Annotated in this window: 20 protein-coding genes and 1 riboswitch; of the genes, 13 read left to right on the top strand and 7 right to left on the bottom strand. The window is 62.9% G+C overall.

Features of this window, described 5'->3' with window-relative positions:
- The first annotated feature begins 207 nt into the window (after positions 1-207).
- The 6 genes from LQ952_RS04735 to LQ952_RS04710 all read left to right on the top strand — a co-directional run bounded on the left by LQ952_RS04735 (position 208) and on the right by LQ952_RS04710 (position 9,701).
- Positions 208-564: a response regulator gene (locus LQ952_RS04735; RefSeq protein WP_050814207.1), complete on the top strand. Its 357-nt coding sequence runs from the start codon at positions 208-210 to the stop codon at positions 562-564.
- Between the two features lie 115 nt (positions 565-679).
- Positions 680-1,042, top strand: coding sequence for a response regulator (locus LQ952_RS04730; protein WP_238621511.1), 363 nt, complete (start codon positions 680-682; stop codon positions 1,040-1,042).
- An 11-nt stretch (positions 1,043-1,053) separates the two neighbouring features.
- A complete protein-coding gene (locus LQ952_RS04725; protein ID WP_238621510.1) occupies positions 1,054-1,602 on the top strand; it encodes a chemotaxis protein CheW in 549 nt (182 codons plus the stop codon).
- 64 nt (positions 1,603-1,666) lie between these two features.
- Positions 1,667-3,733, top strand: a complete 2,067-nt coding sequence (locus LQ952_RS04720) for a methyl-accepting chemotaxis protein (RefSeq protein ID WP_238621509.1) — start codon at positions 1,667-1,669, stop codon at positions 3,731-3,733.
- A gap of 50 nt (positions 3,734-3,783) precedes the next feature.
- Positions 3,784-9,231, top strand: coding sequence for a hybrid sensor histidine kinase/response regulator (locus LQ952_RS04715; protein WP_238621508.1), 5,448 nt, complete (start codon positions 3,784-3,786; stop codon positions 9,229-9,231).
- A complete protein-coding gene (locus tag LQ952_RS04710) occupies positions 9,228-9,701 on the top strand; it encodes a chemotaxis protein CheW (RefSeq protein ID WP_238621507.1) in 474 nt (157 codons plus the stop codon). Before LQ952_RS04715 ends, LQ952_RS04710 begins: the two co-directional genes overlap by 4 nt.
- A 3-nt stretch (positions 9,702-9,704) precedes the next feature.
- Here LQ952_RS04710 and LQ952_RS04705 read toward each other — a convergent pair whose 3' ends face one another.
- The 3 genes from LQ952_RS04705 to ahcY all read right to left on the bottom strand — a co-directional run bounded on the left by LQ952_RS04705 (position 9,705) and on the right by ahcY (position 12,908).
- Positions 9,705-10,463, bottom strand: a complete 759-nt coding sequence (locus LQ952_RS04705; RefSeq protein WP_238621506.1) for a 16S rRNA (uracil(1498)-N(3))-methyltransferase — start codon at positions 10,461-10,463, stop codon at positions 9,705-9,707.
- A gap of 67 nt (positions 10,464-10,530) precedes the next feature.
- A complete protein-coding gene (gene metF / locus LQ952_RS04700; protein ID WP_238621505.1) occupies positions 10,531-11,394 on the bottom strand; it encodes a methylenetetrahydrofolate reductase [NAD(P)H] in 864 nt (287 codons plus the stop codon).
- Between the two features lie 98 nt (positions 11,395-11,492).
- Positions 11,493-12,908 (bottom strand): adenosylhomocysteinase, encoded by a 1,416-nt coding sequence (gene ahcY / locus LQ952_RS04695; RefSeq protein WP_238621504.1) that lies wholly within the window; start codon positions 12,906-12,908, stop codon positions 11,493-11,495.
- 82 nt (positions 12,909-12,990) lie between these two features.
- Positions 12,991-13,064: riboswitch (S-adenosyl-L-homocysteine riboswitch) on the bottom strand.
- Positions 13,065-14,312: 1,248 nt separating this feature from the next.
- Between ahcY and LQ952_RS04690 the strand changes: the two genes are divergently transcribed.
- The 4 genes from LQ952_RS04690 (at position 14,313) to LQ952_RS04675 (ending at position 17,453) form a co-directional block, all read left to right on the top strand.
- Complete coding sequence (locus LQ952_RS04690) at positions 14,313-14,741, top strand: hypothetical protein (RefSeq protein ID WP_238621503.1); 429 nt, start codon at positions 14,313-14,315, stop codon at positions 14,739-14,741.
- Between the two features lie 173 nt (positions 14,742-14,914).
- Positions 14,915-15,649, top strand: coding sequence for a hypothetical protein (locus LQ952_RS04685; RefSeq protein WP_238621502.1), 735 nt, complete (start codon positions 14,915-14,917; stop codon positions 15,647-15,649).
- 172 nt (positions 15,650-15,821) lie between these two features.
- Entirely contained in the window at positions 15,822-16,754 is a 933-nt protein-coding gene (locus LQ952_RS04680) for an endonuclease (protein WP_238621501.1), read from the top strand.
- Positions 16,755-16,934: 180 nt separating this feature from the next.
- Positions 16,935-17,453, top strand: a complete 519-nt coding sequence (locus tag LQ952_RS04675; protein ID WP_238621500.1) for a molecular chaperone TorD family protein — start codon at positions 16,935-16,937, stop codon at positions 17,451-17,453.
- Here the strand turns inward: LQ952_RS04675 and bioD are convergent.
- Both bioD and LQ952_RS04665 read right to left on the bottom strand, forming a co-directional pair.
- Complete coding sequence (gene bioD / locus LQ952_RS04670; protein WP_238621499.1) at positions 17,428-18,126, bottom strand: dethiobiotin synthase; 699 nt, start codon at positions 18,124-18,126, stop codon at positions 17,428-17,430. The genes LQ952_RS04675 and bioD overlap by 26 nt on opposite strands.
- Positions 18,126-19,022, bottom strand: a complete 897-nt coding sequence (locus LQ952_RS04665; RefSeq protein WP_238621498.1) for a phosphoribosylaminoimidazolesuccinocarboxamide synthase — start codon at positions 19,020-19,022, stop codon at positions 18,126-18,128. Before LQ952_RS04665 ends, bioD begins: the two co-directional genes overlap by 1 nt.
- Before the next feature lie 106 nt (positions 19,023-19,128).
- On the opposite strand from LQ952_RS04665, the gene purE reads away from it, so the two are divergent.
- Genes purE through LQ952_RS04650 form a run of 3 tightly spaced genes read left to right on the top strand, consistent with a single transcriptional unit; the run spans position 19,129 to position 21,353 of the window.
- A complete protein-coding gene (gene purE / locus LQ952_RS04660; protein ID WP_238621497.1) occupies positions 19,129-19,629 on the top strand; it encodes a 5-(carboxyamino)imidazole ribonucleotide mutase in 501 nt (166 codons plus the stop codon).
- The gene (locus LQ952_RS04655; protein WP_238621496.1) at positions 19,626-20,759 is read left to right on the top strand and encodes a 5-(carboxyamino)imidazole ribonucleotide synthase; all 1,134 of its coding nucleotides are present in this window, start codon (positions 19,626-19,628) and stop codon (positions 20,757-20,759) included. Before purE ends, LQ952_RS04655 begins: the two co-directional genes overlap by 4 nt.
- Before the next feature lie 3 nt (positions 20,760-20,762).
- Complete coding sequence (locus tag LQ952_RS04650) at positions 20,763-21,353, top strand: class I SAM-dependent methyltransferase (protein ID WP_238621495.1); 591 nt, start codon at positions 20,763-20,765, stop codon at positions 21,351-21,353.
- A gap of 134 nt (positions 21,354-21,487) precedes the next feature.
- Here LQ952_RS04650 and LQ952_RS04645 read toward each other — a convergent pair whose 3' ends face one another.
- Both LQ952_RS04645 and LQ952_RS04640 read right to left on the bottom strand, forming a co-directional pair.
- Entirely contained in the window at positions 21,488-22,357 is an 870-nt protein-coding gene (locus tag LQ952_RS04645; RefSeq protein ID WP_238621494.1) for a DUF2189 domain-containing protein, read from the bottom strand.
- A gap of 250 nt (positions 22,358-22,607) precedes the next feature.
- Entirely contained in the window at positions 22,608-22,775 is a 168-nt protein-coding gene (locus LQ952_RS04640) for a hypothetical protein (RefSeq protein WP_347402048.1), read from the bottom strand.
- Positions 22,776-22,782: the final 7 nt, after the last annotated feature.

Raw genomic sequence — 22,782 nt, 5'->3', positions numbered from 1 at the left:
GTTCGACATGCGCACAAGATAAATGACTGACAAAGATTTCTCACCACCCCGTGTTGTGAAACCATGCCGGCAGTTTTGTTTGATACCCTCCAGACCATGGAGTAAATTCAAGGCCCTGTCTGCAAACAATGATGTATCGGGGGCGGTGTGAACGAATACACCCAGGATGACAATGTCGGCCAAGAGGATCTCTCCGGTCTCAAGGTCATGGTGATCGACGACAGCAAGACCATCCGTCGCACTGCCGAGACACTGCTGAAGAAACACGGCTGTGAGGTGGTGACCGCCACGGACGGTTTTGAGGCCCTGGCCAAGATTGCCGAGCATAAGCCGGACATCATTTTCGTGGATATCATGATGCCTCGCCTGGATGGCTATCAGACCTGCGCGCTGATCAAGCACAACCGGGTATTTCGGCAGACTCCCGTGATCATGCTGTCCAGCAAGGACAGCATCTTCGACAAGGCCCGGGGCAGGATCGTGGGTTCGGAGCAGTATCTGACCAAGCCCTTCACCCGGGATGATCTGCTGGGGGCCATTCGCCAGCACGTCCGGAAACAGTAACGGTTCATGGTGTCGCGCCTGTGGCGGCCGGGAAGGCGCCCGGTGGACACCTGTCATGCATGCACAGGCCCCTCAGGATTCGATCCGGGGCAGGAATCAATTCGGAGACGTTGTCATGGCGCGTATCCTGGTGGTCGATGACTCCCCCACCGAGCTTCATGTGATCAGCTCCATGCTGGAAAAGCATGGCTATACGGTGGTCACGGCCTCATCCGGCGAGGAAGGCATGTCCCGGGCCCGTGAGGTCAAGCCCGATCTGATACTGATGGATGTGGTCATGCCGGGGCTGAATGGATTTCAGGCGACCCGCCAGCTTTCCCAGGACCCGCTCACCGCCGGCATTCCCGTCATCATGGTGACCACCAAGGACCAGGAAACCGACAAGGTCTGGGCCATGCGGCAGGGCGCCCGCGACTACATCGTGAAGCCGGTGCGCGAAAAGGATCTGATCAGGATTCTCAAGGAGATCCTGTCCTGAGGGGGGCTGTCGTGACCACGAACGCAATGGAAGACCCGTTTTCCTACCTGCTGGAAGTGGAGCGCAAGGGGCGTTCCCTGGGCGGGCAGTTTCCGATCCAGGATGAGCTTCGCGGGGCATGGAAAGGGGTCCTGTTCCAATTACATGGCCGGTCATTGCTGGCCCCGATGGATCAGGTGGCGGAAATCGTGACCCCGCCCCCGTTTACCCGTGTGCCGGGGGTCAAGCACTGGGCCCTGGGCATCGCCAACATGCGCGGCAATCTGCTACCCATGATGGACTTGCATGGTTTCCTGTTCGGCGGGAATCTCGCCGGCGAGGCGCGGCGGCACCGCCTGCTGGTGATGAGTCACCAGGGGGTCTACGCCGGTCTCATGGTGGAGGCCGTGATGGGGATGAAACACTACTGGAAGCAGGAGCGTACGGAAGAGCTACCGCCGGTGGACGAACCGTTCAGGCCGTATCTGGCGGGGGCCTGCCGACGAGGTGCCGAGCATCTGGCCGTATTCAGTCCCTGGAAGCTGGTGGATGATCCGGATTTCATGAATATCTCCGCGTGAGCCGCGGGTACATGCAGGGTGTTGAGCCGTCTTCAAGGGCGCAATGGGTCGAGGAATCAAGCTGATGAGATCGTCTTCAAGTGACGCAACAGGCCGGCTGGGCATCAGTCGGGGGATGCTGTTGCTTGCCGGCCTGCTGGTCGTCCTGATGCTGCTGACCGTGATGGCTTTCGTGCTCCATGCGGGGCAGGTGGGTAACAGCCGCGAGCATGCCGCCCTGGCTTCCGAGCAGCGACTGATGTCTCAGCGACTGGCGGCCCTGTCGCGGGATGCCGTGGCGGGTCAGTCGGCAGTCTTTGCGGAACTGCGCCGGTTGCGGGATCGCCTGGATCTGGGCATGAATCACCTGCGTGAAGGTGATGCCGGCCGAGGGTTGCCGCCCATACCGGCCGCCGTTGCCGATTCGTTGCACGGCGCCGAATCCATCTGGAGCGCTTATCGACGCCACATCACCGTCCTAGTGGATAACGAGACCGTCATTGCCACCGTCGCCACCCATGCCGCCGGCCTGGAGCAGGCGCTGCCCCGGCTGCAGCTACGGGCCGATACCCTGGCTGATCGGCTGGCGGAATCCGGGGTTGATTCCCGTCTGGTCTATCTGGCTTCTCGCCAGGCCATGCTGACGCAGCGCATGGAGCGGGATCTGGCGCGGATACTTGCCGGGGACGACCTGGCTGGGGCTGCCGGCCGCCTGGAGCGGGATGCCGCCGATTTCCAGACGGGGCTTGGCCGGTTGCAGGCCGGGGCCGGTCTTTCGGCCGACGTGTCGGCGTTGCTGCAGGAGATCGCCACCGTCTTCAGCGGGGCGCGGCCCGATATAGAGGCCCTGCTGGCCCAGACTGCCCGGCTGGCGCAGGTGGCCGAGGCCTCCCGGCGCATCCAGGACCAGTCCGCCGGTCTGCTCAGTGCGGCTGCAACGCTGCAGCAGGATCTGGATCAGCGGGCCAGGAGCGGTAGCCTCTGGATCTATGCCGGCTACCTGTTCGCCTTGGCCAGCGTGATGGTGTTGGGCCTGTTGGCCTACCTGTTCTACCAGGATGCCCAGCGTCGTCTGGCGGTAACCACGGAACAGAACCGGCGTAACCAGCGGGCCATCCTGCGTCTGCTGGATGAGATGACCAACCTGGCGGAAGGGGATCTCACAGTCCATGCCACCGTGACCGAGGACATTACCGGTGCCATTGCCGATTCGGTCAACTATGCCATCGATGCCTTGCGCAGCCTGGTAACCACGATCAATCAGACCGCCATGCAGGTTTCCACTTCCGCCATCAAGACCCAGGCCACCGCCCTGCGCCTGGCGGACGCCTCCAACCTCCAGGCCCGTGAGATCGCCTCCGCCTCCAGTGCGGTTACCGATATGGCCGATTCCATCGAACAGGTTTCCCGTTCCGCGGAATCCTCCGCCGATGTCGCTAAGAAGTCGGTGGACATCGCCTCCAAGGGCGCCCTGACCGTGCGCAAGACCATCGACGGCATGGATACCATTCGCGAGCAGATCCAGGAGACTTCCAAGCGAATCAAACGCCTGGGCGAGTCCTCCCAGGAGATCGGGGATATCGTGAGTCTGATCACGGATATTGCCGACCAGACCAATATCCTGGCCCTCAATGCCGCCATCCAGGCCTCTTCCGCCGGCGAAGCGGGGCGCGGTTTTGCGGTGGTGGCGGACGAGGTCCAGCGACTCGCCGAGCGATCCTCCAACGCCTCCAGACAGATCGAAGCCCTGGTCAAGACCATCCAGGCTGATACCAACGAGGCGGTCATCTCCATGGAGCATTCCACCGCCAACGTCGTCAGCGGCGCCAAGCTGGCCTTTGATGCCGGCGATGCCCTGGCCGAAATCGAAGGGGTGTCCCATCAGCTCGCAGAGCTGATCGCCACCATCTCCAAGGCCGCCCGCCAACAGGCCGAGGCAGCACAGAACATCTCCAATACCATGACGGTCATCCAGGAGATCACCATGCAGACCTCCGACGGCACCAACGAGACGGCGGTGTCCATCGGTAATCTGGCCAATCTGGCCTCGGAGCTGCGTAAATCGGTCTCCGGTTTCAAGCTGCCGCAGTCGGAACAGCTGGAAACGGTGGTGCTTGAGCCGACGGATACCGCCGCGTCCAGACAGTCTTAAAGTGGGGTCTGGAGCGGCATAGGCCCATGATCATGGGCACAGGGTGGACCATGACTGTAGACAGCCAACAATTTACTGCACTGCGCTGGGTCAAGAAGGAGCTGGACGCCCTGCTGACGGAAGCCCGGGCTGCCCTTGAGGCATTCATTGAAGATACCGGCCGGACGGAAAAGCTGGAAGAGGCCCGCAGGTTGCTCGATCAGGGGGAGGGCACCCTGCAGATGCTGGATCTCCACGGCGCCGCCATGCTGGCGCGGGAGATGTCCGCGCTCACCGGGGCGTTGCTGTCCGGTGAGGTGACCGGGCGGGAAGAGGCCCTTGAAACCCTGATACGGGCCTTCCTGCAGCTGCCGGACTATCTGGAGCATCTGCGTGCCGGCCATCGGGATGTCCCGCTGGTCCTGCTGCCTTTGCTCAATGATCTTCGCACCGTTCGCAAGGCATCGCTGCTGAGCGACACCGTCTTCTTTTTCCCTGATCTGGCCACGATCAGCGCCAGGCCTCTGGAAGATCCTCTCCTGCCTTCCGAGGAGGGTGTGGACATCCAGACCCTGGCCCGTGTCTACCGGCATCAGTATCAGCTGGGTCTGGTCAGCCTGCTCAGGGGGGCACAGGTCGAAGCCGGGGCGCAGCGTATCGACAAGGCGGTGGGCGGGTTGCGTCGTTGCGCTCGCCGGGCCGAGGTGCAGCGCTTTTTCTGGGTGGTGGGTGCGGTCAGTGAGGCGCTCCGCGCCGGCGGACTGGAGCCGGGGGCCACCATCAAGCAGTTGCTGGGCCAGGTGGATCGTCAGATACGTTTTCTGATCGAGAACGACGAATCCACCATGGCGGCACAGATTCCCGACGAGCTGTTGCGCAACCTCCTCTATTACGCAGGACGGGCCACTTCCCCGGGACCCTTGGTCACTGCAGTGCAGGAGGCCTACCGTCTCAGGGAACTGTTGCCTGACGAGGCGGAGCTGCGCGCTGCCCAGGAAGGCCTCAGCGGACCCAATCAGGAACTCATGCTGACGGTATCCAGCGCCATCCGCGAAGATCTGGCGGACGTCAAGGACAGCCTCGACGTGTTCATGCATACCGGTGGCCGGCGACCGGAGGCATTGCAGCCCCTGGTGGGCAGGCTGCGCAACATGGCGGACACCCTGGCCATGGTGGGCATGACGGCCCCCCGCGAGATCGCACTGCGTGAGGCGGACATCCTTGAATCCATCATGACCGGGGATATTGCTCCGGATGAGGCGGTCCTGATGCAGGTCGCCGCCGACATGCTGAACATGGAAGCGGCGATCCGTTCTTCGGTGGAAGGTCCGGGAGACGATGGCGCGAATGATGGTCTGCCCGGCACACTGGGGGCTCTGTCGCCGACGGAGTCCCGTGCCCTCATGTCCTCCCTCATGGGCGAGGCATTGGCCGATCTTGCCCGCGTCAAGGATGCCGTCGATACCTTCGTGCATGAGCCCGGAAACACCGCTGCCATGGAGGAGGCGCCCGGCATTCTGGATGGTCTGTCAGGGGCCCTGGCCTGGTTGTCCCTGGATGGCGAGGTGGCCCTTTTGCAGGGTTTGCGGGACGTTATCCTGTCTCGTTGTATTGATGATTCCCGCCCCCTGCAGGCGGCTGAGGAAACCTTGCTCGCCGATGTCCTGACCGCCCTGGAATGCGCCCTGGAGGCGCGTGACAGCGGCCATGGCAGTGTCGATGACCTGCTGGCGCGCGGCCGTGCCGCGCTGGCAAGGCTCGGGGGCGTGGATGATGTTGAAGCGCGGTTGTCCCTGGATGCGTTGCCGCTGGATGATCCGCCCGAGCTGGAACCGTTGCCGGAACTGCCCGAGGATATTCAGTGGGAGCCGTTGTCCGGACTCGATTCGGCGGCGGAGTTTGTCGAGGGCGATCAGGATCGGACCTTGCAGCTGGAACTGCCGGAGGATTTCGTCCGGCCGGCGCCGGAAACGGCTGACGAAGAGACGCCGGCGGCCATGCCCGAATCCGGGGAGGATGTCCCGGAAGGGGATCGCACCTTGGTGATCCCGCAGCGAGTCCCGGAATTCGACGACCTTGAGGCACCGGGGGAGGAACCCCTTGCCGCGCCGCTGACCGAGAGCGATCAGCTCGTTTCCGGGCCGGCCGTGCTGGCCGATGATGCGGACCCGGATATCCTCGAGGTGTTTCTGGAGGAGGCCGACGAGGAGGTGGCCCGGATCGGTGAGTATCTGCCGCGCTGGCGGGCCGACCCGGGCAATGAGGAAGCCCTGCTCACGATCCGCCGATCGTTCCATACCATCAAGGGCAGTGGTCGCCTGGTCGGGGCGCACTTGCTGGGTGAATTTGCCTGGGCCAACGAAAACCTGCTCAATCGACTGATTGATGGGCAGATTGTTCCGGGTCAGGACGTGCCGGCCCTGCTGGAGGCCGCCAGTGAAATGTTGCCTCATCTGGTGGCCCAGATACGGGGTGAGCCCTTCCCCATGTCCCGGGTGCAGTCCCTGATACAGCGACTGCAGGCTCAGGGCAATCCCGCCGTCGACATGCCCCCGGTGGCGCCTGAGCCGGAAGTGCCGGCTGTCGAACCGTCGATGCCTGAGCCGCCTGAACCCGTGCCGCGCATGGATCCGGTCCTGCTGTCCATTTTCGCTGCGGAAACCCGCCAGCATCTTCAGACCCTGGAAACCTTACTCAATGAAGTACCGCCGGGGGCTGTGGGCCTTGTCATCAACCCCGAACTGCTGCGGGCGATGCATACCCTCAATGGCAGTGCCCGCACTGCGGAGGTCCCCGAGATCTCCTCGGTCTGCGGCATCTGCGAGCGCTATCTGAGTCTGCGTGCGGAAGCGGATACCCCGGTTCCCGTGGAGGTGTTGCCGGATTTGCGTGCGGTGACGGTGCATGTGTCCGCGGTTCTGGATGCCCTGGAGGGGGGGGATGCCTCACTGCCCGTTGCAGAGGCGCTGGAGGCACGTTTCCGGCAGCTCCATGAGCAGGAACAGACGCATCAGGATGCCTTGCGTCGGGCACGGGAAATCGAAGCCGCCGAAGTGGCGCAGGCCCCGTCGTCGGATGAGAGCGAATACGCCGAAGTACCGGAGTCGGGGCTGTCCGCGGATGAGCCGGATCCGGAGTTGGTGGAGCTGTTCCTGGAAGAGGCCGTGGATATCCTTCATGCCGCCGATGCCTCACTGGATCTCTGGTCGGAGTCCCTGGGTGATCCGGAGCCGGTTCAGGCCTTTCAGCGTCAACTCCATACCCTCAAGGGAGGGGCGCGCATGGCGGGCATGACCCCTATCGGGGATCTGAGTCACGCCCTGGAAAGTCTCATGATCGCCCTGACCGAGGGGGGGCGGGCACCGGAAGCGCCCATGATCGAGGTGGCCCGGCAAGCCCTGGACCAGCTCAATACCATGGTGGAACAGGCCCGGCAGGGTGGCCCGGTGGAGGCCGTGCCCCGGTTGGTGGCGCGTTTGCAAGCCTTCATCGAGGGGGGGGAGAGCACCGCGGTGGGCGAACAGGTCGCATCGCCGGAGGCGGTGGTGCCCGAAGCCGACACGGAGATTCGCCGCAGGCCGGTGCTGGAACGCCCCGCCGAGCCGGTGATTCCTCTGCGCGTGGAAGCCGAGCCGCCTCGGCCTGTGCCCCAGCCGACCCGCGGCGGCACCGCCGGACACGAAGTGGTCCGTGTCCGTGCCGATGTGCTGGACAACCTGGTGAACTACGCGGGCGAGGTCAACATCTACCATGCCCGCATGGAGCAGCAGATCACAAGCTTCGGTTTCAACCTGAGTGAGCTGGAACAGACCATCCAGCGTCTGCGTGAGCAGTTGCGCAAACTGGAAATGGAAACCGAGGCCCAGATCCTGTTCCGGCATGAGCAGGAACAGGGGGAGGCCAGGTGGCAGCAGGATTTCGATCCCCTGGAACTGGATCGCTATTCCAATATTCAGCAGCTGTCCCGGGCCCTGGCTGAAAGCGTCAGCGACCTGTCCAGTATCCAGGGTCTGCTAACGGACCAGGTGAGGGATACGGAGACCCTGCTGTTGCAGCAGACCCGGGTGTCCACTGATCTTCAGGAAGGGCTCATGCACACCCGCATGGTGCAGTTCGCCACCATCGTGCCCCGGTTGCGACGGATCGTCCGGCAGACCGCCGCGGAGCTGGGCAAGCGGGTCGAGCTGGAGGTGGAGGGCGAGGGCAGCGAGCTGGACCGCTCGGTACTGGAACGCATGATGGCCCCCATGGAGCACATGCTTCGCAATGCCATCTCCCATGGGATCGAGGCGCCTCCCGGGCGCCGTGCCCAGGGTAAGGACGAGACCGGCCAGGTACGCCTGCGCATGCGTCGCGAAGGTTCGGAAGTGGTGCTGGAAGTCTCCGACGATGGTGCCGGTGTGGACCTGGAGGCCGTGCGTGCGAAGGTGGCACGGCAGGGGCTGTCCGGTGACCCGGCCCTGCTCACCGAGCAGGGCCTGATGCAGTTCATCCTGGAGTCGGGGTTCTCCACCGCCACCCATGTGAGCCAGATCTCCGGGCGCGGTGTCGGCATGGACGTGGTCAACAGCGAGATCAAGCAGCTCGGTGGCGTACTGGCCATTGACAGTACCCGGGGCAGGGGAACCTGCTTCACCATCCGTCTGCCTTTTACCCTGGCCATCAGTCAGGCCCTGCTGGTACAGACCGGCGATGAGGTCTTTGCCGTTCCCCTGTCCAGTATTGAGGGCATCCTGCGTATGCAGGGCCGTGATCTGGCGGATTTCCACGCCTCTGCTGATCCCACCTACGAGTATGCGGGCAACACCTACGAGGTGAAGTACCTGGGTAGTCTGCTGAAGGTGTCCCGTCCTCTCCTGCAGTCCCCGGATGCCATGTTTCCGGTCCTGCTGGTGCGTTCGGGCGATCATCGCATCGCGCTGCATGTGGATGCCCTGATGGGCAGCCGCGAGGTGGTGATCAAGCCGGTGGGGCCTCAGGTTTCCCGGGTGAAGGGGATTGCCGGCGCCACCATCCTGGGGGATGGGCGGGTGGTGATGATCCTGGATATCCCGGCCCTGGTACGTGCCGGCGCCGGTGTGCGCCTGGCTTATCACGGTGCTCAGGCTGAACCGGCGCCCGAGCGGCAGCGGGTCACCGTCATGGTGGTGGATGATTCCATTACCATCCGTAAGGTCACCGCCCGTGCCCTGGAGCGCCAGGGCTACCAGGTCCTGACCGCAAGGGATGGCGTGGATGCGGTGGCCCAGCTGCAGGAGCAGGTGCCGGACCTGATGTTGCTGGATATCGAGATGCCGCGCATGGATGGCTTTGAACTGGCCACCCATATCCGCAATGACGCCCGCCTGCGCCGCATGCCCATCATCATGATCACCTCCCGTACCGGCGACAAGCATCGGCAGCGGGCCATGGAGATCGGTGTCAACCGTTATCTGGGCAAGCCTTATCAGGAGATGGATTTGCTGATGCAGATTCGCGAGGTCCTGGGTGGGCGCCACGGCGCCGGGGGGGAGGCATGACCGACATGGTCAATAACGATAGCGTCCATGCCTTCATCATTTCCCTTCAGGAGCAGAATTTGGTGCTGCCTCAGTCCGCCGTGGTGGAGGTGGTGACCCAGCAGGTGGTGCGTGAAGTGGCCGGGGCGCCTTCGTGGCTGCGCGGGGTGTTTGAATGGCGTCAATCTCAGGTGCCCATCGTTTCCCTGGATACCCTGCTGGGTGTACCCAGGGAGCGTCAGACCCGTATCAACCGCTTTGTGGTCATGCACGGGGTGGAACGCCTGCCCGGGCTGGATTACTACGCATTGCAGGTGCGGGGCATTCCCCACCCGGTGAAGCTGACCCCGGCGGACATCCAGAGTCTGCCCCGGCGCGAGGATGACCCGACGGCGGTGGCGGCCCGGGTCAGGGCCAGCGGGGTGCTGTGCATGATTCCCGCCTTTGAGGGTATCGAGCACATGCTCCAGGACGTGCTTCAGGTGCTCTGAAGATCAGTGTCCCAGGTCGCCCCAAAGGGCCTGGATCACCGCCAGTGCCGCCACGCCGGCGGTCTCGGTGCGCAGTACTCGCGGACCCAACCGGACCGGTGTCATGCCCTCATGGATGGCTTGGCCGATCTCGTTCTCGTCCAGGCCGCCTTCGGGACCGATCAGCAGGATGACCGACGCCGGTTCGTCGCCGATGTCGGTGAGGCCGTGGGTGGCCCGTGGGTCCAGCACCAGGCCCAGGCCGCCGTGCCTGTTTGCATCCAGGCCGGCCCGGTAGCCCCCCAGCCACCCCGCCAGGGGGGCAGGCGGCAGCAGCTCGGGAATGTCGTTGCGTCCGCACTGTTCACAGGCGCTGATGATCACCCCCCGCCAGTGGGCCATGCGCTTGTCCAGGCGTCGATCGTCATCGCCGCCCACGGTGCGGCGGGTGATCACCGGCTGGATCCGTGATACCCCCAGTTCCGTGGCTTTTTGCAGGCTGTAATCCATCCGATCCCCCTTGGCGATGCCCTGTGCCAGGGTGATGGGTAGGACGGGGCGGGTCTCCCGGGAGGCATGGGTCTCAATGCGCACCGCCGAGGTCCGCCGCTCGGCCTGGGTCAGCGTGGCCGTGTATTCACCACCTTCACCGTTGAAAAGGATCAGCGGCGCGCCGGTACGCAGGCGCAGGACCTGAACCACATGGCGATGCGCCCGTTCATCCAGGGAAATTTCCCGGCCGACGGCCAGGGGCTGATCCAGGTAGCAGCGGGGGATTCTCATGGTCGGATGATAGCAGTCTTGCCCCTCTTCCCCGAAGGGGAGGGGCAGGTCCGCCGACGGCTTCAGCTCACTCGGGCTGAGGCGTCAGGCCCAGGTTCTTCCAGATGGCCGAGACGGGGCCGGCCTGGTTCATGGTGTAGAAATGCAGTCCCGGCGAGCCTTCATGCAGGAGTTGGTCGCACATGCGGCTCACCACCTCTTCACCAAAGGCCCGGATGGCGTCCAGGTCGTCTCCGTAGGCCTCCAGGCGCTTGCGGACCCAGCGGGGGATCTCGGCGCCGCAGGCGTCGGAGAAGCGGGCCAGCTGCTTGTAGTTGGTGATGGGCATGATGCCCGGCACGATGGGGATGTTGATGCCCATGCGCTCGCAATCATCGACGAAGCGGAAATAGGCATCCGCCGAGTAGAAGTACTGTGTGATTGCCGAGTCGGCACCGGCTTCCACCTTGCGCTTGAAGTTCTCCAGGTCTTTGAAGGCGCTGGGGGCCTGGGGATGGAATTCGGGGTAGGCGGCCACTTCCAGGGTGAAGTGATCGCCGGTCTCCCGGCGGATGAACGCCACCAGTTCGTTGGCATAGCGGAACTCACCGGGTTCGCGCATGCCGGAGGGCAGGTCCCCGCGTAGGGCGACGATATGGCGCAGGCCGTTGTCCATGTAGGTCTTGAGGATGGCCCGCATCTGTTCCGCGGTGGAATCGATGCAGGACAGGTGGGGGGCGGCGGCGATGCCCGAGTGTTTATGAATGTCCAGCACCGTATCCAGGGTGCGTGCCTGGGTGGAGCCGCCGGCGCCGTAGGTGACGGAGAAAAAGCGCGGCTCCAGCTTGGCCAGCCGGGTCCAGGTCTTGCGCAGTTTTTCCGCGCCCTCCTCGTTCTTGGGTGGAAAGAACTCGAAGCTGAACGTGCGTTCGTGTCGAAGTTGGGATTTCATGCACACTCCTCGCAAGGACTGCGGGAAGAAGGGTCGGATGGACGGTGAAAGCCCCTCTCCCCGTGGGGAGAGGGGTCGGGGCGGGGAACCCCGTCCGATCAGTACCGGTAATGTTCCGGCTTGAACGGCCCGTCCACCGACAGGCCCAGATACTTGGCCTGCTGTTCGGTGAGGCGGGTCAGCTGGGCGCCGATCTTCTGCAGATGCAGGGAGGCCACCTTCTCGTCCAGGTGCTTGGGTAACACGTAGACGTCGTTCTGGTACTTGTCGCCGTGCTGCCACAGCTCGATCTGGGCCATCACCTGGTTGGTGAAGGAGTTGGACATGACGAAGCTGGGGTGGCCGGTGCCGCACCCCAGGTTCACCAGGCGGCCTTCGGCCAGCAGGATGATGCGATGGCCGTCGGGGAAGATCACGTGATCCACCTGCGGCTTGATGTTTTCCCACTGATACTTGCGCAGGCCGGCCACGTCGATCTCGGAATCGAAATGGCCGATGTTGCAGACGATGGCCTGGTTGCGCATGCGGGACATGTGCTCGGCGGTGATGACGTTCAGGTTGCCGGTGGCGGTGACGAAGATGTCGGCCTTGTCGCAGGCCTCATCCATGGTGACCACCCGGTAGCCTTCCATTGCCGCCTGCAGGGCGCAGATGGGATCGATCTCGGTGATCCACACCTCGGCGGACAGGGCGCGCAGGGACTGGGCGGAACCCTTGCCCACGTCACCGTAGCCGCAGACCACGGCGGTCTTGCCGGCGATCATCACGTCGGTGGCGCGCTTGATGGCGTCCACCAGGGATTCGCGGCAACCGTAGAGGTTGTCGAACTTGGACTTGGTGACCGAGTCGTTGACGTTGATGGCGGGGAAGGGCAGGGCGCCTTCTTTGGCCATCTGGTAGAGGCGATGCACGCCGGTAGTGGTCTCCTCGGTCACGCCCTTGATGTTCTTCAGGATGTTGGAGTACCAGCCGGGCTGCTGCTTGACCCGTTCCTTGATCTGGGCGAACAGCACCTGCTCCTCCTCGTTGGTGGGGTTGTCCACCACGGACAGGTCCTGTTCGGCGCGGGCACCCAGGTGGATCAGCAGGGTGGCGTCACCGCCGTCATCCAGGATCATGTTGGGGGTGCCGCCGTCGGACCATTCGAAGATCCGGTGGCAGAAGTCCCAGTATTCTTCCAGGTTCTCGCCCTTGAAGGCGAACACGGGGGTGCCGGTGGCGGCGATGGCGGCGGCGGCGTGATCCTGGGTGGAGAAGATGTTGCAGGAGGCCCAGCGCACATCGGCGCCCAGGGCCTTGAGGGTCTCGATCAGCACCGCCGTCTGGATGGTCATGTGCAGGCTGCCGGCAATGCGGGCGCCCTTGAGCGGCTGGGACTTGGCGAATTCCTCCCGGGTAGCCATCAGGCCGGGCATTTCGGTTTCGGCGATGGCGATTTCCTTACGACCGAAGTCGGCCAGGGACATGTCCTTGACGAAGAAATCCTGATTCTTGGTGTTTACGACAGCATTCATTCAACACACTCCTCAAAAAGCGTTGGGGCGAGGGTGCGAAGCGGTCGGGGGAAATCACGTCACTCGCCGACCGCTATCGCGGATACAGCGAGCGCCGTTTTAGGAGGTGTCTGAGCCTGGCGAACCGGATGGTCCGTTGCAGCGCTCCTCAGACTGGACGGATCATTATAGGGGAAGCCGCCGTGCTTTTCATCGCTGACAGCAGTCTGCCCCTCGATTCGGCCTTTTCCCTCGACGTGGAAGAATCCCGGGAATGAGGAAGTATCGCCGGTTGCTGCGCCGGTGTCGGTTCATCGGTAACGCCGAGTCCCTTGTAGTGCGATCAATCACTGACGTGCCTGTGTTGATGCGGGTGATGTGGGTGAGATTCTCCTGTCTCATGAGGCGTCTCCGGCCTCATGTCCTGATGGGGATGGCGTGCGGATTAAACCCGGTGTTACCGGTTCTGATCGGGCTGATTGACTTGCATCTAAATCATAAGGCTTTGTCGGTATTGGGTGTGTTGCGAATGTTTTGGTGAGTGCTCATTCAGGCTTTTCGGGTCGGTCGTCTTCGGTGTCTTGGCTGAATTGCCCGTGCCGCAGAGCAGTCCTGCGCTGGTTGAGCCGTAGTCCAGCAGAGTCGGCAATGCTCAAGTGGCCGTTGCCTGTCTCTTCGCTGATGCGGGGCGTGTCATCGCAGTCCTGGCCGGGGGGGGGGGCTGCAACGGACAGGGTTTTGGCAAGTCTTTGCCTTTAAAGTATTTTGACGATTCTTCCGCCAGAGGGCGTGGCGTTGTCTGATCCGGGAGGACATGGGGAAGTGTGCCGGCCTGTTGCCTGCAGGCGCGGCGTTTTTGTTTGAAGCTTATAAGTGTGTGTCGGACCCGGAGTTATTAGTCCGGTAAGCACATGCCGTTTGGGCCGAGTCCGTCGAGGTCCGCTCATAAGCAGATCCCTTCGACAAGCTGCCTGTATGGTTGCCGGATTAATAATTAAGCATGTTGCTCTAGTGCGCGTGGGGTCTCGGTGCTATGAAAGATTTCACCGTGTGATGTGAAAATCTTGTCTATCTTATGTCATAATCGCGGCGTGATATGAGCGGTGTGATTTTTCTTGTGTCCGGACTATGGGCGGCTGGTTGAGCTTGCTCTGTCCCCGGTTCGGCAATGCTGCTGTGCGGCATTGCTCTGATACGGCAATGACTCTTGGCATGTTCCGAACAAGTCATTCCCGTGAAGGTGGGAATCCAGTGGCGGACAGACTGACAATCCTGGGCACGCGTCTCCGCGGGGGTGACGGCAAGGGGGGCGGAAATTCCCTTGCAAGTAATCATCCATGGCGGAATGTTTTGTTTGCTAATTAAGTAAAAATGAGCCAGGCACCTTTGCTGAGAGCTCGCTGTGCAAGTCTTCGGGAGATATGAATGACTGAAATAATCAAGAACCCTCTGGAAATGTCGGCCCAGGAACTCTACGCCCTGGCAAAGAAGCGGGAAGAGCAGGAGGTCGCAGCCAAGGAAGAGGCGGTGCGTGAACAGCGTCAGGCCCTGCGCGAACAGCGTCGGGAACTGGTGCGCCGGCATCGCAAGGAGCTGGCGGCCCTGGATCGAGAGATCGGCAAGCTGGGCGGCAAGGTTTCCAAGACCCGTGCTTCCCGTGGCGGGGATGATGCTGGTCCCAGCCAGGTGATTTGTGAGATTGTGGCCTCGGAGCCCGAGATGTCCATCGGAGAGATTCGGGAGCGGGCTGCTGCGGCAGGCCTGAATGTGAAGAACATCAGCCAGACGCTCGGTTACCTCAAGAAGCAGGGGCGCCTGGATTCGCCTCGGCGGGGCGTTTACCGGGTCGACTGAGCCGTTTCTCCGGGCGCTGCAATTCCACGTCCGCGGCTCTGTGATCACCCGTGCCCGCGATGTCTTTCGCGGGCGCTTGACATTTGGGTGCAGCATTTGTTCCCCAACTCATGTAGAATGCGCGCCCAAAATCTCTACCCCTCCAATCTGAAATTTCCGTGCAGGAGTTATATGTGAATCAAGCTGAAGCAGAACTGCAGTTGAAGGTCTGGAAAGAACTTGCCGTCAGCAAGCAGATGTTGATGAAGGGCGCCACAGATGCCCTGGGTCTGGACCCTGAGTGCAGTACCGAAGAACTCAAGTCCGCTCTTGACGTTGCCATCCAGAGAGGCAACGAAGCGGATGTAAAGATCAAACAGGCCAACGAGCAGGCCAGGCAAGCCATTGATGCCATGGAAAAGAAGGTCAAGGCCAGCGAGAAGGCCCAGATCCTGGCGGATGCCGCCCGCAACGAGGCCCTTGCCCGGCTGCAGAGCGGTGAGCAGGACATGGCGGCCGAGCGTGTGGCTCACACCAAGGAAATGAAGTCCATCAAGGAGCTGCTGGCCGAAAAGGACAAGGCCCTCAAGACCATCAACAAGGCCTTGGCCGATACCCCTGAAAACGTCATGAAGAAGCTGCGGCAGCTCAAGAAGCAGAAGCATGACGAGGCCACGGCCCGCAAGCAGCTGGAAACCCAGCTCTCCGCTTTGCGCAAGGAAAAGCGTGAACTGGATGAAAAGCTTGGCGTCCTGCAGGCCTCCCTGGAGAGTGGTGCCAAGCTGGTGGAACAGTATCGGGAGTTGCGCAAGGTCTCCGAGCAGTTGCTGGAGCAGGCCAAGGGCGCTGTCGGCGAAGAAGCGCCTGCATTGCCCGAGCTGGATGCTCAACTGCTCGAGGGTATCGAGCAGGCCGCCGCCGCCAAATAACCTGCTGCCACGGCCGCTGTTGCGGCCGTCACCACGGGCATCCGGGCTGCACGAAATGCGGCTGCGGCATGATCCCCGCAAGGATCACGGGCAGCCTTTTGCCGAGGCTGCCCCTGGTCGGCATCGGTATTCCGTGTGTGCGCCGTTTTTGGCCCTCGCCGCGACCTGATTCATGGCCCGCCGCAATACGCCTCAGAGAAAATCCGCCGTTTCCCGTCCTGTCCTGCGCCGTTCCCGGTTATGGTTGCTGGGGGCGGTCATGGCCTGTGTCTCCGTGCTGGGTGTATTCCAGATGCCCCATTGGGCGCTGAATCTTCTGCCGCCCGAGCTTCGTCAGGGTATCCAGCAGACCCGCAATAGTGTGGAGCCCCTGCTGCCGGAAGCCTGGCGTTACCGCTATGAGCCGTTGCCGGCGGAAGTGCTGCCCGTGACGGCCGCGAACTGGAGTCTGGCCCGCAGGACGCTCTACGAGCGCGTGTATCAGGATCAGGCTTATACGTTTTACTGCGGGTGTCGCTATGACAGCGATCTGAGGACGGACCTGAATAGCTGCGGTCTGGAGTCCCTGGTGACCGAGTCTCGCGCCCTCAGGATCGAGGCCGAGCATGTCTTTCCCGCCTCTTGGTTCGGTCAGTTCCGACGCTGCTGGCAGGAGCCGGAGCGTTATGAGGCTTGCCGCTCTGCTTCGGGACGGACCCTGTCGGGGCGTGAATGCTGTCAGCGGGTCGATCCTGCTTTTGTGGCGGCTCACAACGATCTGCACAATCTTTACCCCAGCGTCGGCTACATCAACGGACGCCGGTCCAACTATGGCTGGGGGCGGGTGTTCTGGTTCGGGGATCGCTACGGCGATTGCGAGATTCGCATCAGCCGCTGGCTGCGTCTCGCCGAGCCCCCTGACGCGACCAAGGGCAGTATCGCCCGCACCATGCTCTATATGCGGGACACCTACGGTTTTCGCTTGAGTCGCTGGGATGAGCGTCGTTATTACGCCTGGAACAACCAGTATCCCCCCGATGCCTGGGAACTGGAGCGAAATCGTCGTATTAGGGCAATTCAGGGTCTGGGAAATGCCTACGTGGAATCCTGGGGGCCGCTGCCTTGAGTTCCCTTCCCCCCCCGACCCTGTTGCGAGGTCGAGGTTTTTAATTGATTCGGCTCAACTTAGAGAGGCTTTTCCGTTTCTTGGGTGCATCGCCGGGGTCATAGTCCATTCTGTGAAGATGATGAGATGATGAAGTTGCGACTTGGGGGCATATCAATCGGGGCGGTTATGGAAAATCCCTTGCCAGGAGAACAGCTTGATGTTGATGAGCTCTGCATTCTGAGCGGGCTGCTGTCACCTCCGACCATGGATACACTGGAGGCCATGGAGGAAATGGCAGACAGCTGGGGCTGGCTCAAGCCGGCCCTGCCGGAACTTCGGATGTTGGGACTGCCGGTGCTCCGTCATGAATATCAGCGACTGTTTTCCGATGGGGAGTGCCCGGCCCGGGAGTCGGCTTGGTCTGCGCAGGTGCTGGCGGGCGGGGCTCACAACCTGCTGGTTCTGTACCGACAGGCTGGCATCGCGCTGCAGGGACGGGCGCCGGATTCTCTGGCCATGCAGCTTATCTATGCGGCCTGGTATCTGGAGCAGGATTTGCCCAACTCTCCCTATGGCTGGCAGGACCTGTGGGGGCATCTGTGCGGCTGGGTGCCTCGGTTCGCCCGCTGTCTGCAGGAAAAGGCCTCTCTGGAGATCTACCGGGTGCTGGGGCGGCGTCTGGAGGTGCTGTTCAGTCCCTGTGAATCCCGGGGCTGATGTGTTGCACGATCTGGTCGGCGACCGTTTCGGACCATGGATCCGATTCCTGCGGAAACCGCATGACGGGAATCGGCAGACGTCCGGCGATGTCGGCCCCATTGTCCATGCCGTCGGGTGCGGGTGCTTCGCAGTGATTGAGAACCACCGCCGCCAGTGACAGGTTCCGATGCCGGATGGCCTCGGCGATCAAAAGCACATGATTGATGACCCCGACCCGATCCGGGGCCACCAGCACGATGGGCAGCCCCAAGGCTTGCGCCAGGTCGGCATTGAGCCCGTCTTCGGCCAGAGGGGAGTAAAAGCCCCCGGCACCTTCTACCACCACAAAACCCCTCTCCGTGTCCGGGGCGTGACAGGCCCCGATCAGATCCGCCAGGTACAGAGGGCGGTCTGCCAGCCGGGCCGCCCGGTCCGGTGCCAGGGCGTGTTCGAACCTGTGTGGCGTGATTCGTGCCAGTCCCCGGCTCCCCGCTGCTTCCATCAGGCGTGCGCCGTCCGCGGGCCACAGCCCCCCCTCGTGCCGCTCACAGCCGGATTCAACCGGCTTGCGGACGACCACTTGCCGGCCCTGTCGCACCAGGGCGCGAACCAGGGCGCATCCCACCACGGTCTTGCCGATGCCGGTGTCGGTACCCGTGATGAACAGGCCCGGGCAGGCAGATGCGGGCATCAGTCCAGGGTGCTGCCGGTGAGCCGTTCCAGGGCCTCCCGGTATCTGCCCGCCACCTGGGCCGCCACGTCTTCGGGCAGTTCGGGGCCGGGGTCGGTCTTGTCCCAGTCCAGGGTTTCCAGATAGTCCCGCAGATATTGCTTGTCGAAGGAGGGTGGGCTCATCCCGGGGGCATAGGTGTCCGCCGGCCAGAAGCGGGAGGAATCGGGGGTCAGCGCCTCGTCGATCAGGTGCAGCACCCCGTGCTCATCCAGACCGAACTCGAACTTGGTGTCGGCGATGATGATGCCCCGCTCCAGGGCATAGACTGCCGCCTCATTGTACAGACGCAGCGCGGTGTCCCTGACCTGGGCCGCCACCGCCGGACCCAGCGTGCGCTCGGTGTGGGTAAAGTCCACGTTCTCGTCGTGTTCGCCCACGGCGGCCTTGGTGGAGGGGGTGTAGATGGGTTCCGGCAGACGATCGGCCATGCGCAGGCCCGGGGGCAGGGCGATGCCGCAGACGTTGCCGTCCACCTGGTAGCTCTTCCAGCCGGAGCCGATCAGATAGCCCCGCACCACGGCTTCCACCGGCAGGGCCTTGAGGCGCTTGACCACGATGCTGCGACCTTCCAGCGGTGCCCGCTCCACCGGATCGGGGATCACGTCGGCCAGGGTCAGGTCGCAGAGCTGGTTGGGCACCACATGGGCCAGACGCTCGAACCAGAACTGGGAGATCTGCGTCAGCACCCGGCCCTTGCCCGGGATGGGGGTGGGCAGGATCACATCGAACGCGGAGAGCCGGTCAGTGGTGACGATGAGCATGTGCCGCTCATCCACGGCGTAGATATCCCGCACCTTGCCCCGGTGGATCAGGGGCAGGCTCTTGATCTGGCTTTCGAAGAGGGCGGCGGTCATGGCAGGCTACCGAAAAATGGCTGAACAATCGGTCATTCTACTATAGACAGGGGCTTTCACACCCTGTGAACTTGTCCCCCATGGCCGCTTCACTTAAGCTTCGCCGATGAAAAATCAATCCCCTCTCGTAGGCGTGGTCATGGGCAGTCAGAGCGACTGGCCCGTGATGCAGCACGCCGCCGCACAACTGGAAGACTTCGGCGTGCCTTTCGAGGCTCGCGTGGTTTCGGCCCACCGCACTCCGGACCTTTTGTTCGAGTATGCCGAGCAGGCTGTCGAACGGGGTATCCGCTGCATCATCGCCGGTGCCGGCGGTGCCGCCCATCTGCCGGGCATGCTGGCGGCGAAGACCATCGTGCCGGTGCTGGGTGTCCCTGTCCCGTCCCGGTATCTCAAGGGTCAGGATTCGCTGCTGTCCATCGTGCAGATGCCCAAGGGCATCCCCGTTGCCACCTTCGCCATCGGTGAGGCCGGTGCCGCCAACGCGGGCCTGTTTGCCGTGGCCATGCTGGCCAATCAGGATCCTGCACTTGCCGATCAACTGGACCAGTTCCGCCGTCGCCAGCGCGACGCAGTGCTGGCCATGAGCCTGTCTGAACCATCATGATCCTGCCGGGTAACACACTGGGAATGCTGGGGGGCGGCCAGTTGGGCCGCATGTTCACCGTGGCCGCCCGCACCCTGGGCTACCGGGTGCTGGTGCTGGATCCGGATACAGGCAGTCCCGCCGGGCGCATGGCCGACGAGCATCTGCACGCCGCCTATGGGGATGCCTGGGCCCTGGAACAAATGGCCACCCGCTGTGCCGTCGTCACCACCGAGTTCGAGAACATCCCGGCGGACACCTTGCGCACTCTGGCCCAGTTCATCCCGGTCCGTCCCAGCGCCGAGGCCCTGGAGAGTACCCAGGACCGAGCGCGGGAAAAAGGCATGATCCGGTCCTGTGGTCTGGAGACGGCCCGATTCCGGGTGGTGACGGATCCGGATGAGGTCGAGCCGGCCTTCACGGCCGTGGGCGGGCCTGCCATCCTCAAGCGTGCCGCCTTGGGCTATGACGGCAAAGGCCAGATCGGTGTGGATTCGGTAGAGACGGCCAGGGCCGCGTTCGAGCAACTGGGGCAGGTGCCCTGCGTGCTGGAGCAGCGTCTGGCGCTGGAGCGCGAGATCTCCGTGGTGCTCGCCCGCAGTGCCGAGGGGGAAACCCTGTGCTATCCCGTGGCCGAGAACATCCACCGGCACGGCATTTTGCACATGAGCATCGTTCCGGCGCGAATCTCCGACGACATGGCTCAGGCAGCCCGCCGTGCTGCCACCCAGTTGGCCGAAGCCCTGGATTACTGCGGCGTGATGGCGGTGGAATTCTTCATCACCACGGCCGGTGAGCTACGGGTGAACGAGATCGCGCCCCGGCCCCATAACAGCGGCCATTACACCCTGGACGCCTGCGTCACCTCCCAGTTCGAGCAGCAGGTGAGGGCGGTCTGTGAGCTGCCCTTCGGCGATACCCGCTTGTTGTCGCCGGTGGTGATGGTGAATCTGCTGGGGGATTTGTGGGCCGAGGGCGAGCCCCGCTGGGCGGAGTTATTGGATCATCCCGGTACCAAATTGCATCTGTACGGCAAGAGTGAGGCCCGGCCTGGTCGCAAGATGGGGCATTTCTGCGTGCTGGGTGATGATCTGGAAGAGGTCATCACCGATGCCGAAGCCCTGTTTGCCGCGCTGGAGCCGGGATACTGAATCATGGAACGTGACACCTACATCCAGTCCCTGCGTGAAGACATCGTCTTCGCCGATACCCTGCGGGGCCAGTCCCTGAATTTCCACACCACCTGGGGGCTGTTTTCGCCCCGGGGCATCGATGCCGGTACCCGCCTGCTGTTGGATTTCATCGAGGTGAACGAGACCGATGACTGTCTGGACCTGGGCTGCGGCTACGGCCCCATCGGGCTGACCCTGGCCCGTCTGGCACCCCGGGGGCGTACCTGCCTGGTGGACAAGGACTTCGTGGCGGTTAAATACGCGGAAAAGAATGCTCGCCTGAACGGGATCGCCAACACCGAGGCCTTCCTGAGCAACGGTTTTTCCGCCGTCGGGGACCGCCGCTTCCATCTGGTGACCTCCAACCTGCCGGCCAAGGTGGGCAAGGAGATGCTGTACCTGTATCTGTACGATGCTCTGGCCCACATGCACCCCGGCGGCCGGATCTACGTGGTGACCATCACCGGGTTGCGGCGATTCATCGAGCGGGCCTTCAAGGAAGTCTTCGGTAACTACGACAAGGTCAAGCAGGGGCGGGAATACACTGTGGGCATGGCCGTCAAGCCCGAATAAAAGGAAACCACGGTCTCCAGGGCGGAAACCGGCCGGACAGCCGATGCTCGCTCCCCCCCACGCTGCAAACAACGCACGACAGGGGGGCTGCCGAGACTGTTTCCCGAGGTTCACGCGGCCACAGGGACTACTTTCTACGCCCCGATGGGGTTTGGCGCGTCGGGAGGTATCGAGTCGTCGTCGTGGGCCACCATGTCACGGTATCCATGCCACATGGCGAAACCGATCCAGGGAAAGACCACGATCAGCGCGACGAGGGCGGTCAGCACGGACAAGCCGAACAGCGCGGTGATCAGTGCCGCCCAAATCAGCATCGGGCCGGGGTTACGGCTAAATGCCTTCAAGCTGATCGCCATGGCATCCACAGTCCCCGCGCGGCGATCCAGCATGGCGGGTACGGTGACCACACCAAGCGCGAAGGCGGCGACGGCCAAAGCGGCACCGGCCACCACGACCCCGATCAGGGAAATGATGCCCCGGAAACTGGCCAGCATCGTGCCGAGCAATTCTCCCAGGCTCTCCGGTCGGCCAAGGGCACCGACATTCATCACGCCGATCCAGAGGGCCATGTAGCCGGTCCAGAACAGAAACATGACAGCCAGCAGTGCCGCGAACAACCATAGGGAAGAACCCAGTGCCGGTACGGCTCCGAGGCTTTGTCCGATGCCCAGGTCATCCCGATCCCCGTGTTCGAGTCGGCGAGCGAGTTCGTTAACCCCCACCGCCAATGCGGGACCCACCAGCAGAAACCCGGATAGCAGCGCCATGGTGAGCCATGGGTGGCCCCAAGTGAGCCAGAGAATCCCCAGCCCGAAGGCGGTGACCAGGAACCCGTGAACCAATCCCACCGGTGCCCGCCAAAGATCTTTCCATCCCTCCGAAAGCCATCGCAGGGGAGCCCTGCCGGATATTCGTCGGATGGACGGAGTCCCGCTGTCCAACGTCTGCCGCGGCTGAATTTCATCGGGATCTTCTGGATAACGGCGCTTGATCAGGTTGTCCACGATGACATCTCCTTGGGCTCAGCTCGGATCAATGTTGACCCTCAACTTAACCTAGCAGATGGATTTGAAGATTTCCTTGACTGTTTTCTTTCAGAAATCACCAAGCTGCAGCGGCATCTGCGCGAATCACCGGCTAAAGTGTAAGATTTTCCGGCAGGGTTTGTCGGCACGGTGGCCGTCCGGAAGACGGCTGCGCGATGGCGAACCCGGCGGAGGCCCCTCTGCGACCTTTGCGAGAAGCTGCGGGCTACTACCCGTACGAGCTTCGGGCGCTGGATGGTTCTGAGCAGCACTTGTGCAGAAACCCAGGCACTTGTTCTGCCGGCAGCGGTCGGCTGATCAGGAAGCCTTGCAACTCGTCGCAGTGGTAACGCCTCAAGGAAGCCGCCTGATCCTCGGTCTCCACGCCCTCGGCGATGACCTTC

Source organism: Ectothiorhodospira lacustris (assembly GCF_022227785.1).
Taxonomy (GTDB): Bacteria; Pseudomonadota; Gammaproteobacteria; order Ectothiorhodospirales; family Ectothiorhodospiraceae; genus Ectothiorhodospira; species Ectothiorhodospira lacustris.
Note: the sequence above shows the minus strand (reverse complement) of the source record. Positions and strands in the feature narration are given on the sequence as shown.

Excerpts from the sequence above, each read along its gene's own strand:
- bioD (WP_238621499.1), bottom strand. The coding sequence starts at position 18,126 with ATGCCCGCATCTGCCTGCCCGGGCCTGTTCATCACGGGTACCGACACC.
- LQ952_RS04730 (WP_238621511.1), top strand. The coding sequence starts at position 680 with ATGGCGCGTATCCTGGTGGTCGATGACTCCCCCACCGAGCTTCATGTG.
- LQ952_RS04655 (WP_238621496.1), top strand. The coding sequence starts at position 19,626 with ATGATCCTGCCGGGTAACACACTGGGAATGCTGGGGGGCGGCCAGTTG.
- LQ952_RS04715 (WP_238621508.1), top strand. The coding sequence starts at position 3,784 with ATGACTGTAGACAGCCAACAATTTACTGCACTGCGCTGGGTCAAGAAG.
- purE (WP_238621497.1), top strand. The coding sequence starts at position 19,129 with ATGAAAAATCAATCCCCTCTCGTAGGCGTGGTCATGGGCAGTCAGAGC.
- LQ952_RS04680 (WP_238621501.1), top strand. The coding sequence starts at position 15,822 with ATGGCCCGCCGCAATACGCCTCAGAGAAAATCCGCCGTTTCCCGTCCT.
- LQ952_RS04665 (WP_238621498.1), bottom strand. The coding sequence starts at position 19,022 with ATGACCGCCGCCCTCTTCGAAAGCCAGATCAAGAGCCTGCCCCTGATC.
- LQ952_RS04710 (WP_238621507.1), top strand. The coding sequence starts at position 9,228 with ATGACCGACATGGTCAATAACGATAGCGTCCATGCCTTCATCATTTCC.
- LQ952_RS04705 (WP_238621506.1), bottom strand. The coding sequence starts at position 10,463 with ATGAGAATCCCCCGCTGCTACCTGGATCAGCCCCTGGCCGTCGGCCGG.
- LQ952_RS04720 (WP_238621509.1), top strand. The coding sequence starts at position 1,667 with ATGAGATCGTCTTCAAGTGACGCAACAGGCCGGCTGGGCATCAGTCGG.
- metF (WP_238621505.1), bottom strand. The coding sequence starts at position 11,394 with ATGAAATCCCAACTTCGACACGAACGCACGTTCAGCTTCGAGTTCTTT.
- LQ952_RS04735 (WP_050814207.1), top strand. The coding sequence starts at position 208 with ATGGTGATCGACGACAGCAAGACCATCCGTCGCACTGCCGAGACACTG.
- LQ952_RS04690 (WP_238621503.1), top strand. The coding sequence starts at position 14,313 with ATGACTGAAATAATCAAGAACCCTCTGGAAATGTCGGCCCAGGAACTC.
- LQ952_RS04650 (WP_238621495.1), top strand. The coding sequence starts at position 20,763 with ATGGAACGTGACACCTACATCCAGTCCCTGCGTGAAGACATCGTCTTC.
- ahcY (WP_238621504.1), bottom strand. The coding sequence starts at position 12,908 with ATGAATGCTGTCGTAAACACCAAGAATCAGGATTTCTTCGTCAAGGAC.